12 protein-coding genes are annotated in these 12,891 nt (G+C 47.3%); 1 reads left to right on the top strand and 11 read right to left on the bottom strand.

Annotation, left to right across the window (positions count from 1 at the left end; all coding sequences use genetic code 11):
- Positions 1-20: 20 nt before the first annotated feature.
- Positions 21-1,340: a 23S rRNA (uracil(1939)-C(5))-methyltransferase RlmD gene (gene rlmD, locus FIU99_RS02580; RefSeq protein WP_006957786.1), complete on the bottom strand. Its 1,320-nt coding sequence runs from the start codon at positions 1,338-1,340 to the stop codon at positions 21-23.
- Positions 1,341-1,510: 170 nt separating this feature from the next.
- Between rlmD and barA the strand changes: the two genes are divergently transcribed.
- A complete protein-coding gene (gene barA, locus FIU99_RS02575) occupies positions 1,511-4,294 on the top strand; it encodes a two-component sensor histidine kinase BarA (RefSeq protein WP_006957787.1) in 2,784 nt (927 codons plus the stop codon).
- Here barA and acpS read toward each other — a convergent pair.
- From acpS to FIU99_RS02525, 10 genes are all read right to left on the bottom strand, one after another.
- Positions 4,279-4,662 carry a holo-ACP synthase gene (gene acpS, locus FIU99_RS02570; RefSeq protein WP_006957788.1) on the bottom strand — a complete coding sequence of 128 codons (384 nt, stop codon included), beginning with the start codon at positions 4,660-4,662 and terminating at the stop codon, positions 4,279-4,281. The two genes, barA and acpS, sit on opposite strands and share 16 nt — an antisense overlap.
- A 5-nt stretch (positions 4,663-4,667) precedes the next feature.
- The gene (gene pdxJ, locus FIU99_RS02565) at positions 4,668-5,399 is read right to left on the bottom strand and encodes a pyridoxine 5'-phosphate synthase (RefSeq protein ID WP_006957789.1); all 732 of its coding nucleotides are present in this window, start codon (positions 5,397-5,399) and stop codon (positions 4,668-4,670) included.
- Entirely contained in the window at positions 5,396-6,124 is a 729-nt protein-coding gene (gene recO / locus FIU99_RS02560) for a DNA repair protein RecO (RefSeq protein WP_006957790.1), read from the bottom strand. The genes pdxJ and recO overlap by 4 nt, the downstream gene beginning before the upstream one ends.
- Before the next feature lie 93 nt (positions 6,125-6,217).
- Entirely contained in the window at positions 6,218-7,192 is a 975-nt protein-coding gene (era, locus tag FIU99_RS02555) for a GTPase Era (protein ID WP_006957791.1), read from the bottom strand.
- Complete coding sequence (rnc, locus tag FIU99_RS02550) at positions 7,185-7,862, bottom strand: ribonuclease III (RefSeq protein ID WP_006957792.1); 678 nt, start codon at positions 7,860-7,862, stop codon at positions 7,185-7,187. The genes era and rnc overlap by 8 nt, the downstream gene beginning before the upstream one ends.
- An 82-nt stretch (positions 7,863-7,944) precedes the next feature.
- Positions 7,945-8,841 (bottom strand): signal peptidase I, encoded by an 897-nt coding sequence (lepB, locus tag FIU99_RS02545; protein WP_006957793.1) that lies wholly within the window; start codon positions 8,839-8,841, stop codon positions 7,945-7,947.
- Positions 8,842-8,929: 88 nt separating this feature from the next.
- A complete protein-coding gene (gene lepA / locus FIU99_RS02540; protein WP_006957794.1) occupies positions 8,930-10,723 on the bottom strand; it encodes a translation elongation factor 4 in 1,794 nt (597 codons plus the stop codon).
- A gap of 105 nt (positions 10,724-10,828) precedes the next feature.
- Positions 10,829-11,299, bottom strand: a complete 471-nt coding sequence (locus FIU99_RS02535) for a SoxR reducing system RseC family protein (RefSeq protein WP_006957795.1) — start codon at positions 11,297-11,299, stop codon at positions 10,829-10,831.
- Positions 11,296-12,261, bottom strand: a complete 966-nt coding sequence (gene rseB, locus FIU99_RS02530; protein ID WP_006957796.1) for a sigma-E factor regulatory protein RseB — start codon at positions 12,259-12,261, stop codon at positions 11,296-11,298. Before rseB ends, FIU99_RS02535 begins: the two co-directional genes overlap by 4 nt.
- Positions 12,258-12,887, bottom strand: coding sequence for an RseA family anti-sigma factor (locus tag FIU99_RS02525; RefSeq protein ID WP_006957797.1), 630 nt, complete (start codon positions 12,885-12,887; stop codon positions 12,258-12,260). The genes rseB and FIU99_RS02525 overlap by 4 nt, the downstream gene beginning before the upstream one ends.
- Positions 12,888-12,891: the final 4 nt, after the last annotated feature.

Here is a 12,891-nt window from a genome sequence, read left to right as displayed (position 1 = left end):
CACCACGGGCTAAGTTCGCATTAATCCTTCACAAAAAGCGCCATTGATTCTAAGTGACTGGTATGGGGGAACATATCTAACATACCCAGTTTCTTTAACTCGAATCCCTGACTTAGCAAGCTCTGAGAATCTCGGGCTAGAGTAGCAGGATTGCAAGAAACATAAACGACTCTTGTCGCACCTAGCGCAGAAACTTGCTCGACAATTCCACTAGCGCCAGCTCGTGCTGGATCGAGCAGTATTTTATCAAACTTTTCTCTCGCCCAGAGCTGACCAGACATATCTTGTTCCAAATTTGCCTGATAAAACTGAGCATTATCAATCTGGTTAACTTGAGCATTATGAGTAGCTTTACTCACCATCTCATCGACCCCTTCAACACCGATAACGCTTTTTACCTGCTTAGCGATAGGGAGGCTGAAGTTCCCTAACCCACAAAACAAATCTAACACTCGATCTTGCTCAGATAACGCCAGCCAATCCAACGCCTGAGTAACCATCTGCGCATTCACTTGTTGATTAACTTGAATGAAATTATTTGGCTCAAACGGGATGTTGACGCCAGTTTCCTGATAAACACCCGCTTCACCTGTTTCAAGCATCAACTGTTCATTGTTTGGCATCAGATAAAGCGTAATCTGATTGAGCTTGGCAAATTCAAGCAGTGCATCATGATCTTTATTGTTCAGTGGCTTGAGGTGGCGCAAAACCAGAATGCGCGTGTTATCTGCTTTCACTAACTCGACATGGCCAATGTTCTCTTGTTGAGAAAAGCGTGATAGCAGCGCATATAAATCAGGCAATAACTCATCCAATTCCGGCGCCAAAACAGGGCAGTGAGTCAGAGTGACGATGTCTTTACTCTGCTTTTTACGGAAACCAAATTTCAGTTGACGCGTTTTTTTATCCACCATGACACTGATGCGAGCGCGGCGACGGTAGCCTTCCGATTCGCCCACTATCGGGGCCTCTAAGTTGAGGCTCTGCCCAGCAAACTTGCTCATCAATTGGCTCAGCGTTTGCTGTTTGTGCATCTGCTGGTGCTCACTACTCAGGTGCTGCATATTACAGCCCCCACATTGCTGATAATGTGGGCAGAAAGGCTCAACTCGTTGTTCACTCGGCGTTTGCACCTTAATCAGCGTCGCTCGTGAGAACTTACTCTTACTTTCGGTCAACTGAGCTAACACTTGCTCTCCCGGCAGTGCCCCTTCAATAAAAATTGGCTTCTTATTTTGATAGGCTATGCCTGCACCGTGATGATCGAGTTTTTCGATTTTCAACGATTGATGCTTAGTGTTGAGTTGAGTTTTCTTTTTCGGTTGGAAGAAACGCGCCATGCTTTGCTCTGTGCCTTTTAACTATTGCTCTGTATTGCTGTCCAGGCGTCACCTTTTCAGGCCTGAATCATTGTCTGAGCCGAACGAGTTTATTATGCTTAAGGATTCGACGGCTTCTTTTATTTGTGGAAGTTATTTTCCCATATCCACACCACGATGTTTAGACAATAATGACAAGATATGGCTTACGCGCCCGCGTTATTACCCTCACACTCGCGCCGACGTTGATCATTGGCCTGTTACTGAGTGCGTTTTTCTCCTTTAATCGCTATCACGACTTGGAAAAGCAGGTCATCAATTCAGGCTTAAGTATTATTGAACCTCTGGCGATTGCCAGCGAAGAGGGACTAAAAAACAACAGCCGCGAATCTGTCCGTCGAATTATCAGTTATGCGCACCGGAAAAACTCAAAGTTTGTTCGCAGTATCGCCGTCTTCGATTACAACCACGATTTATTCGTTACTTCCAACTTTCATCCGAACTTTGAGTCCCTCACCTTTCCACGCAATGAACCTATTCCTCTGCTGGTGACGTCTGATCTTCAGGAGAACACACTGATTTTGCGCGCGCCGATCATTGCCGAGTCCGGTTTGATATCGACGCCTAAAGGGCAAGATACCAATCCAGCCCTTGGCTACATTGCCGTAGAGCTCGACCTCTCTTCCCTGCGCCTGCAACAGTATCAAGAGATTTTCTCTGCGTTTTTAGTACTGCTCTCCGGGTTAGGACTATCAGCGGTGTTTGCTTATCGCCTGATGCATGACGTCACCCGACCGATTTCTCATATGAAGAACATGGTCGACAGAATTCGTCGCGGTCACCTCGATGTTCGAATTGAAGGTAAGATGCATGGTGAGCTTGATTCTCTCAAAAATGGTATCAACGCCATGGCGGTTTCGCTGTCGGAATACCATGTGGAGATGCAACACAGTATCGATCAGGCGACTTCGGACTTACGGGAAACACTCGAACAGCTTGAAATTCAGAACGTTGAATTGGATATTGCGAAGAAACGCGCGCAGGAAGCAGCACGCGTGAAATCCGAGTTCCTTGCCAATATGTCTCATGAGCTTCGCACACCGTTGAATGGCGTGATTGGCTTTACTCGTCAGATGCTCAAAACCAAATTGACCAACAGCCAAGCGGACTATTTGCAGACCATCGAAAAGTCAGCCAATAACCTGCTCAATATCATCAATGACATTTTGGACTTCTCTAAACTGGAAGCAGGCAAGTTGGCACTGGAGAATATTCCGTTTGAGTTCCAGGAAACCCTCGAGGAAGTAGTGAGCTTGCAAGCTACCAGCGCCCATGAAAAAGGCCTAGAACTAACCCTTAAAGTCGATCCTAAGATCCCGGCAGGCTTAGTTGGTGACCCGCTGCGAATCCAGCAAGTACTCACTAACCTAGTAGGTAACTCGATCAAATTTACCGAGCGAGGCAACATCGACATCAGTGTCGAGCTGCGTTCTCAAAAAGAAGATGCGGTTGAATTACAGTTTATGGTGCGCGATACCGGTATTGGTATTTCCGAGCGCCAGCAAGCTCAACTGTTCCAAGCATTCAGTCAAGCAGACGCCAGCATTTCTCGCCGCTACGGCGGGACAGGGCTTGGTCTGGTCATCACCCAAAAACTCGTGAGTCAGATGGGGGGAGAAATCAGCTTAACCAGCCGCCTGCACCAAGGCTCAACTTTCTGGTTTACGCTCAGACTCAACTCAACAGACATGCCAGTGAGCGATTTGCTGGAAACTCAAGTACTGCGACAACGCACCCTGCTACTCGTCGAGCCGAACATGCAAGCAGCCTCGGTGACGCAGCAAACCCTGGTACAAGAAGGGCTAATTGTCACCTACCGCTCATCAATCCCGGAAGAAGCCAGTCAGTTCGATTATGTGCTACTTAATCTCGCACCGAACAAAACCAACGAAGCTGAGCTGGTTGAACAGTGGGTGAAGCAAGCCCAGCAATGTGCGCCTCAAGTGGTAGTGGGTATCCCTAGTACTGCTCTGGCTCTGTCGGATCACCTTATCCAGACACACCATGTTCATTGCATCACCAAGCCATTATCTCGACGAAAACTACTACAAACGTTAGCCGCCAATCAAGAAAGCTTGCCAATGGTTGAGATTGAACCGGCATACAACGAGACGCTACCGTTAACGGTTATGGCCGTCGATGACAACCCAGCAAACCTGAAACTGATCAGCGCCCTCCTCCAGGAGCGGGTCGAAAAAGTGGTGACTTGCACCAACGGCCTCGATGCAGTAGCTCAAGCGGAAACCCAGCATTTCGATATCATCCTGATGGACATTCAGATGCCACACATGGATGGCGTAACCGCTTGTGGCAAAATCAAGCAAACTGAACTTAATGCCAACACTCCTGTGATCGCCGTCACCGCGCACGCGATGAGTGGCGAACGTGACAGACTACTCGGAGCGGGCATGGATGATTATCTCACCAAGCCAATTGAAGAACATGTGCTGCAACAAGTGTTAATGCACTGGAACCCAAATACCACGGAATCTGAAATGGAGAAGCTCGACTTGCCGTCCGATGTTGAGCCTTCAGAACACTCTTCGTCAGCAGTGATCGAACATGACAACATCATCATCGACTGGCAAGCGGCGCTAAAACAATCCGCCAATAAAGAAGATCTTGCCCGTGATATGTTGCAAATGCTGGTCGACTTTATTCCGGAAGTTAGTAGTGTGGTTGAAGCAGCGCTGGAAGAAGATGACTTTGACAGCGAAACGCTGGTTCATCACGTACATAAGCTCCACGGCAGCAGCTCATATTGCGGTGTCCCAAGGCTGAAAAAAGTCTGTGCCACAATAGAGAAAGCTCTGCGTTCAGGTGCAAGCCTAGAAGATATTGAGCCAGAGTTGTTTGAACTGCAAGATGAAATGGAGAAGGTCACCGCGAGTGCGGCACCTTATTTAGATTCGTAGATAACGGTAGCAACGGCGTAATGACGTTCATCAGAAATAGACAGGTGGATATTCTCCACCTGTTTTTTTTGGGCAAATTCTAGAGCTTTACCAGACAACGACAAAAGTGGCGCACCGTGCTCATCATTGGTAATGGTGAAGTCATGGAACGTCACCCCCAATGCAATGCCAGTTCCCAATGCCTTTGACGCCGCTTCTTTGGCAGCAAAGCGCTTGGCTAAAAAACGCCCCTGCTGCTTCAGCGATTGGAAGCGTTGTAACTCGATATCAGTCAAAATACGTCGGGCGAACGCTTCACCACTGCGGGACAGCGCTTTTTCAACACGTTCAATTTCCGCAATATCTGTTCCTAAACCAACGATTGCCATTGTGATTACTTACGCGCTTCTACCATCAGTGCTTTCATATCTGCCACCGCTTTATGCAAGCCATCAAATGCTGCACGACCGATGATAGAATGACCGATGTTTAGTTCATAGATTTCAGGGATAGCAGCAATCGGAGCTACGTTATGGTAAGTCAGACCATGGCCTGCATTCACGGTGATACCTAAGTCAGCCGCATAGCTTGCGCCAGCTGCAATTTTCTTCAGTTCATCTTGCTGATCTTCATCATTCTCAGCATCCGCATAATGACCAGTGTGCAGCTCGATGTAAGGCGCGCCACACGCTTTTGCTGCATCAATCTGTTCACGATCAGCATCAATAAACAAAGAAACTTTAATGCCTGCTTCCGTCAGTATTTTGGTTGCCGCTTTAATTTTTTCTACGTGGCCCGCCACGTCCAAACCACCTTCGGTGGTCAGCTCTTCACGCTTTTCTGGAACCAAACACACGTATTCAGGTTGGGTTTGCAGAGCAATTTCAACCATCTCATCCGTCACAGCCATTTCAAGATTCATACGAGTTTGGATCGTTTCCCTTAGGATACGTACATCACGATCGACAATATGGCGGCGGTCTTCTCTAAGGTGAATGGTAATGCCATCTGCTCCAGCACGCTCGGCGACTTCCGCTGCATGAACAGGATCTGGGTACTTAGTACCGCGCGCGTTACGTAATGTGGCAATGTGATCGATGTTAACACCCAGATAGATTGAGCTCATTTTCCAATACTCCGTGATTTGGGCGCTAAGATTTGCATAAATAGCTCCCGACTCTTTAATGGTTTGCCGCCAAGATACGGCTTTAATGCTATACGTGTAAAGCGTTTTGCCGCTTTAAGTTGTTCTTTTGTGGTGAACCTTCGTTCACTAATCGCAATCAGTTCATTCCCGACGAAAGTCAGATTGTCACGTCGAACTGAAGCGATAAATCCCTTCTGCTCTCGATATCGATAGGTCATCTCAGGTTCAATCGGCTCTCCAGTACCCGCGCAATGCAGAAAGTCGACGCCATACCCCATTGCAGACAGCAGTGCCAGTTCAAAACGACGCAATGCCGGTTCCGGATTCTCACACTGAGCCAGTTCAGTAAGAGCATGCAGGTAATCATGAAACAGGGCTGGCATTGACACTTCCGCCATCAGCACTCGGCCAATCAACTCGTTGACATACATGGCGGAATAAAGGTTGATCCCCGTCAGTGGCAAGCCCAGACTGATCGGCTCCGCTTGACGCAGTGTCTTCATCGATCCTTTACCCGACCACTTAAGTAATAGAGGCGTAAAAGGCTGCAACGCTCCTTTGAGGTTTGAGCGTTTACTGCGCGCACCTTTAGACATTAAAGTGACACGACCGAACTCCTCACTAAAAACATCGAGAATTAAACTCGACTCACTGTAAGGGCGACGGTGAAGAACAAAGCAGCGCTGTAAGCCTTCTGAGGTCATAGAGATTGCCAGATGAATGTTACATAAAAAATAAGGAGCCTGATGGCTCCTTATTCTAACTCATGTTGGAGCGAAGTGAATTCGCTGCCAAGCTTATAAATCGTCGATGTAGCCCAATGAACGCAATGCACGTTCATCATCAGCCCAGCCAGATTTCACTTTAACCCACGTTTCTAGATACACTTTACGGCCGAACAGTTCTTCCATGTCCAGACGAGCTTCACGGCCTATGGTCTTAATTTTCTCACCGCCTTTACCAATCACCATTTTTTTCTGGCCATTACGTTCAACCAGAATCAGTGCATTGATATGGAAGCCATCAGTTTCAGGGTTGTAATCGAAACGTTCAATTTCTACCGTCACCGAATAAGGTAACTCTTCACCTGTGAAGCGCATGAGTTTCTCACGTACAATTTCCGACGCCATAAAGCGCTGAGAACGGTCAGTAACATACTCTTCTGGGAAGTGATGGGCCGCTTTTGGCAGATGCTCACGTACATGCTTACGTAGAACATCGATATTTTTGCCTTGCTTCGCGGAGATAGGCACCACATCAACGAATTCCATCTTCTTCGACATGTCCATCATGTGCAGCATAACGTCGTTACGGTCTTGTACGTTATCGACTTTGTTGACACACAATACCACTGGGAAGTTCGACTTCTGCAGCTTAGTCAGCACCATTTCGTCGTCTTTGGTCCAGTGAGTACCATCAACAAGGAAAAACACTAGGTTCACATCACTCAATGATGAGTTGGCAGCGCGGTTCATTAAGCGGTTGATCGCACGCTTTTCTTCAATGTGAAGACCTGGAGTATCGACATAAATCGCCTGATAATCGCCTTCAGTATCGACACCCATAATGCGGTGGCGTGTTGTTTGGGGCTTACGAGAAGTGATCGAAATTTTTTGCCCAAGAATTCGGTTCAGTAGCGTTGATTTACCCACGTTTGGACGACCAACAATAGCAACAAAGCCACAATGTTGGTTTTCCGGTGAACTCACTTCACCACTCGATGAGAAAAACGCATCGATATCGAATTCGTTGTTATCTGTTGAATCAGTCATTGCTCAGTTGCTCTAGTGCTAGTTCCGCAGCCGCTTGTTCTGCCTTGCGGCGGCTGGTGCCTTTACCTATTACAGGCGATCCGACACCTGCGACTTCACACGACACAGTAAACTGCTGGTTGTGTGCTTCACCTTTAATATTAGTCACTGTGTAGACAGGCAGTGGTTTTCTTCGCCCTTGTAGGAACTCTTGAAGACGCGTTTTAGGGTCTTTCTGAGAAACACCCGGTTGAATCGCTTCAAGGCGTTGCTTATACCAGCTAAGGATAATGCCACGCACCACTTCAATATCACTGTCTAGGTAGATTGCACCTATGATAGCTTCAACAGCGTCAGCCAGAATTGAGTCACGACGGAAGCCGCCACTCTTCAATTCACCTGGACCTAATTTTAAGTGATCTCCTAGTTCGAATTCTCGACCTAGCTCCGCCAGCGTATTACCACGAACAAGTGTCGCACGCATACGGCTCATGTCCCCTTCATTCACTTTCGGGAAACGGTGATAAAGATCGTCAGCAATGACAAAACTTAAAATTGAATCGCCCAGAAACTCAAGACGCTCATTATGTTTTCCATGAGCACTGCGGTGAGTCAGCGCTAAGTTAATAAGCTCTGCATCATTGAACTGATAGCCGAGCTTTTTCTCTAGTTTGGCAATAGGAGAATTCATGCTCTCTCATTAAATTGTTTTTCATTCTCTATAGTTGAGTTGACGCAGCCAAGACGGCTGCGACATCAAATATAACGAGAAATTAGTTAATACCACCGATGCGGTTAAACCTAACACCAGTTGGGATCCATGATGGTAAGAAGCTATCTGCACTGCGTTCGAACTCGAAGCTGATCCAGATACCAACCGCTTTACCAACCAGATTCGCCTCTGGAACAAAGCCCCAGTAGCGGCTGTCTGCACTGTTGTCACGGTTATCACCCATCACAAAGTACTGACCTTCTGGCACAACCCACTCATTAACACCACCACGTGGCTGATAAGCCGACACGCGATCGCGGCGTAATGGGTTCACCAAAATTTGGTGTTCAACTTCACCCAGTTTTTCATTCAGTTGAATCAGTGGCACACCATCTTGGATAAATGGGCTTTCTTCCACATTCGACAACGGCACCTGAGTACATTGGCTTTCGCCTTTAGGTTGAACACACACTTCTTTCTTGCTGCTGTAACGCACCGTATCACCCGGTAGGCCAACAACGCGCTTGATGTAGTCAATGTTTGGCTGAGGTGGGTATTTGAATACTACGATGTCACCACGCTCTGGCTTACCCGTTTCAACCAGTTGTGTACGCCACACTGGGTCCTTTAGACCGTATGCGTATTTCTCAACCAGAATAAAATCCCCAACCAGTAAGGTCGGCATCATTGAGCCTGAAGGAATTTGGAACGGTTCGTAGATAAACGAGCGCAATACCAAAACAGCCGCAATGACAGGGAAAATTGAAACACTGTTTTCAATCCACCATGGCTGCTTTTCCACTTGTTCAGCAGTTGCAGTATCCAGTCCGTTTGTCTGAGCTTCAACTGCAGCGAGTTTAGTCTGACGTTTCTTCGCAAACACCAGCTTTTCCAACACCCAAACAATACCAGTGACCAGAGTGACAATAACCAAGATCAGTGAAAATGTATTTGCCATTGACTTCCCTTACCTCAAAAATACGAAAGTGAAAGAGCCGAAACCCTTTCACTTAACAAGTTCTTATATTGAGTCGTTACCCAACAAATTAATCTTTACCTACGTGTAAGATCGCTAAGAAGGCTTCTTGAGGCAGCTCTACGTTACCGATCTGCTTCATACGTTTCTTACCTTCTTTCTGCTTCTTCAGTAGCTTCTTTTTACGGCTCACGTCACCGCCATAACATTTTGCGATTACGTTCTTACGTAGCTGTTTAACCGTTGAACGCGCAATAATATGGTTACCAATCGCAGCCTGAATCGCAATATCAAACATCTGACGTGGAATGAATTCTTTCATCTTCTCTACGAGCTGACGGCCACGAGTCTGAGATTGATCTTTGTGCGTAATCAATGCCAGTGCGTCCACTTTATCGCCGTTAAGAAGTACATCAACACGAACCATGTTAGACGCTTCAAAACGCTGGAAGTTATAATCCAGAGACGCATAACCACGAGACGTTGACTTCAGACGATCAAAGAAATCGAGTACCACTTCCGCCATCGGAATATCGTAAGTCACAGCTACTTGGTTACCGTGATAAACCATATCAACCTGAACACCACGCTTCTCAACACATAGAGTAATCACATTACCTAAGTAATCTGAAGGTACAAGGATGTTACAACGCGCAATCGGCTCACGAATTTCTTCGATATCATTCACTGCTGGTAGCTTAGCTGGGCTATCAACGTAAAGAATTTCGCCATCCGTTTGCTCTACTTCGTACACTACCGTTGGCGCAGTGGTAATCAGGTCGAGATCGTACTCACGCTCCAGACGCTCTTGGATGATTTCCATATGCAGCATGCCGAGGAAACCACAGCGGAAACCAAAGCCTAGAGCAGCTGAGTTTTCTGGTTCATAGAACAGAGACGCATCGTTTAGACTCAGTTTACCTAGTGCATCACGGAAGTTTTCATAGTCATCCGAAGAGACTGGGAATAATCCGGCGTATACCTGAGGCTTCACTTTCTTAAACCCTGGTAGCGGATCTTCACAACCGTGCTTAGCTAGCGTTAGCGTATCACCAACAGGCGCACCTAGGATATCTTTGATACCACAGACAACCCAACCTACTTCACCCGTTTGCAGTTCCGTCGTGTCTTCCTGCTTAGGTGTGAAGATACCAAGACGATCCACACCCCAAACTTGGCCAGTGCTCATCACCTTGATCTTATCGTTCTTCTTCAGGACACCATTTTTAATACGGACCAGAGAGACAACACCTAGGTAGTTATCAAACCAAGAGTCAATGATCAAAGCTTGCAGTGGCGCTTCTGGATCACCTTCTGGTGCCGGAATCGCAGAGACGATGTTTTCTAGTACGTCTTCAATACCTAGGCCCGTCTTAGCCGAACAGCGCGTGGCTTCCATCGCATCGATGCCAACAATTTCTTCGATCTCTTCTGCTACTCGCTCAGGATCCGCAGCAGGTAGATCGATCTTGTTCAGAATTGGTACCACTTCCAGATCCATTTCGATCGCGGTATAGCAGTTAGCCAACGTCTGAGCTTCAACACCCTGACCAGCATCAACCACCAGCAACGCACCTTCACATGCCGCTAGAGAGCGAGAAACTTCGTAGGCGAAGTCAACGTGCCCTGGAGTATCGATGAAGTTCAATTGGTAGGTTTCACCGTCTTTAGCGGTATAGTTGAGTGTCACACTTTGAGATTTAATAGTGATGCCACGCTCACGTTCAAGGTCCATGGAGTCCAGAACCTGAGCTGCCATTTCACGGTCACTCAATCCACCACAGTCTTGGATCAAACGGTCTGATAGGGTCGACTTACCATGGTCGATGTGGGCGATAATCGAAAAGTTACGAATGTGCTTCATGATTTGGTGTGACTAAACTCTTTAAAATAGGGACATAAGAAAGCCGTCTTGTGACGGCGTTTCAATCAAGTTGGCAGATTCTACCCAATTTCTGTGCACTTCGCACTAGCTAATTGGATCTCCCAAAACCCGAAGTAATATGACTTCTCGCAGCGACTGGCGTTCAAAATTAACGGCCAGACTTTTTGCGCCATAAATGCCTGCCACAGTAAAGATAGCAGATGTCAGGATAGCAATACCTTCGCCAAGACCAAACGCAGGCGCTAATAGCCACTGTCCAACCGCAGCGCCTAGAATCATGGCAAACAACGGCACTAGATAAACCACTGCGGCCGATTGCAGCAGGCTTTTTTCCGGCAAGCCGATTTCCACCACCTGACCTTCTTTAACCCGTTTGCTGGTCACTAGGTGCCAGTGCAGAGACTTGTTTCCCACCGCTTTTGAGACAATACCGGTACCACAGCTTTTTTGCGACGAGCAGCTGCTGCAGCTGGTTTGCTGTTCACAACTCAGCTCCACATCATAGCCCTTAGGCCCTGATTTCACTGCAGATACTGTCGCTAAAGCGGTCATCATTGCGTGGCACTCGCTTGTTTATTGATGGTGACCGATTGAGCAATTCGCTTAGCGGTTGCTGGCGGAATATCTCCGATCACAGAGATCTCTTTGTCACCTTTTACGAAGCTATGAAGTGTGCGACGCCCTTGACGAACCAGTTGGCCTTTAAGTGAGTAATTGTCACTCTCAGACACATAGATGGAAAAACTGAACAGACCATCAGTGTACATCTGAGTTTCGACCATGCGGTTAGTATTCGCCATTCGATAACGGTTCAACTCTTTGGATTCAAACCCTTTCGGAATCCAACCGACCGTCCAAAAGCTTTTCTCTAGCTCGCCTTTTGGCAGGGACAATACGTCGGGCAATTTAACGGTATTCAAACCGCTAAGAATGTCAGAAATCTGATCATTGACGCTATAGGAAATGGTGCGGAACTGTTCCAGCACTTCGCCATCACGATCAACCAGATCAGCTCTTAGTGGAAGCTTAGTTTGCTCATCGATCCACAGGATATAGGAATAGCGTAACCCGTCTTTCGGAGCAATTCTCAATACTTGGCAAGCCGCACCCGCTTCACGCGCTCGACCGACTTGAATAAAGTCGTAAATCTCACTCAGCTCATCAACATTAGAATTTAGAAGCGGGATAGTCGGGGCAACCATGTTACCGGACTCAATGGTAAACGGCTCAACACCAGGCTCAATGTAACTGACCTCATCACCTCGGCGAATCACTTCACGTACAGGTCCACTTAGATAAACAAGGTGAGCGAGTTGCTGACCTTCGCTGCGAGCGTGGCGATACAGCAAAGGTTCGATGCTGTTTTTCTTAATCAGGATATAAGACAGTTCATAATTGAGATGCTGACTGGCTTCGTTCATTTGATGCAACAAAGCCTCTGCAGGTTTTTCTTCTGCAAAGGCTAGTGGCGAACTCAAACTGAACAGTGTCAGCGCACTGATCAGAAATTTTCTCATTCAACTACCGTTTCTGGGTTGTCATTATGCTCTACAGCGTTATCGCTATTGAGGCGAAGCTGTAATTCATAGTCTTGAAGCATGGCGTTAATTCGACGGCGCTGCTCTTGCACGTTAGTTTCACTTGACGCTGTTGGCTGTTCCACCGAAGAACGTGTCAAGCTCACTGGTTCAGCACTGCCTGCAAATGGAATCGTCTGCAGAACAGGCAATTGCTCCGCTTCCGGTTGGCTAGGGTCGCTACCACCATATTGTTGTACGCCTAAGATCACAGCAAGTGACACACACGCGGCAACCGCCACCTGACCAAATTGGCTGAGCCAAGCTGGCAACTGACGACGCGCTTGAGAAGGCGTCGGCTGCGCTTCTATGCGTTGTTCATTAATGTCGGCAATCTTGCCAGAGGTGAACGTTGAATGCGCGGGCTCATCTTCTAGCGCAAGTGCAACGCTGTCTGCAATGTTCCACTCCGGTTTCTCCGGTGCTTCACCTCGCATCACATCACCAATTAAATGGTAATTTTTCCAGGTTTGTAGGCTAGCTTGGTCTTGCTCTAATTCACCGATTAAAGCCTTATCGACCAACTCTCCATCCATGAGTGCTGAAAGTTTCTCTTTGTCAGCCATTCTT

Origin of the sequence: Vibrio sp. THAF64, assembly GCF_009363455.1 — a bacterium.
Classification (GTDB): Bacteria; Pseudomonadota; Gammaproteobacteria; order Enterobacterales; family Vibrionaceae; genus Vibrio; species Vibrio coralliilyticus.
This window is presented reverse-complemented; position numbering and strand designations above follow the sequence as displayed.

Bases quoted from the DNA above. Each gene is read 5' to 3' on its own strand.
- rlmD (WP_006957786.1), bottom strand. From the start codon at position 1,340: ATGGCGCGTTTCTTCCAACCGAAAAAGAAAACTCAACTCAACACTAAG.
- barA (WP_006957787.1), top strand. From the start codon at position 1,511: ATGACAAGATATGGCTTACGCGCCCGCGTTATTACCCTCACACTCGCG.
- acpS (WP_006957788.1), bottom strand. From the start codon at position 4,662: ATGGCAATCGTTGGTTTAGGAACAGATATTGCGGAAATTGAACGTGTT.
- pdxJ (WP_006957789.1), bottom strand. From the start codon at position 5,399: ATGAGCTCAATCTATCTGGGTGTTAACATCGATCACATTGCCACATTA.
- recO (WP_006957790.1), bottom strand. From the start codon at position 6,124: ATGACCTCAGAAGGCTTACAGCGCTGCTTTGTTCTTCACCGTCGCCCT.
- era (WP_006957791.1), bottom strand. From the start codon at position 7,192: ATGACTGATTCAACAGATAACAACGAATTCGATATCGATGCGTTTTTC.
- rnc (WP_006957792.1), bottom strand. From the start codon at position 7,862: ATGAATTCTCCTATTGCCAAACTAGAGAAAAAGCTCGGCTATCAGTTC.
- lepB (WP_006957793.1), bottom strand. From the start codon at position 8,841: ATGGCAAATACATTTTCACTGATCTTGGTTATTGTCACTCTGGTCACT.
- lepA (WP_006957794.1), bottom strand. From the start codon at position 10,723: ATGAAGCACATTCGTAACTTTTCGATTATCGCCCACATCGACCATGGT.
- FIU99_RS02535 (WP_006957795.1), bottom strand. From the start codon at position 11,299: ATGATGACCGCTTTAGCGACAGTATCTGCAGTGAAATCAGGGCCTAAG.
- rseB (WP_006957796.1), bottom strand. From the start codon at position 12,261: ATGAGAAAATTTCTGATCAGTGCGCTGACACTGTTCAGTTTGAGTTCG.
- FIU99_RS02525 (WP_006957797.1), bottom strand. From the start codon at position 12,887: ATGGCTGACAAAGAGAAACTTTCAGCACTCATGGATGGAGAGTTGGTC.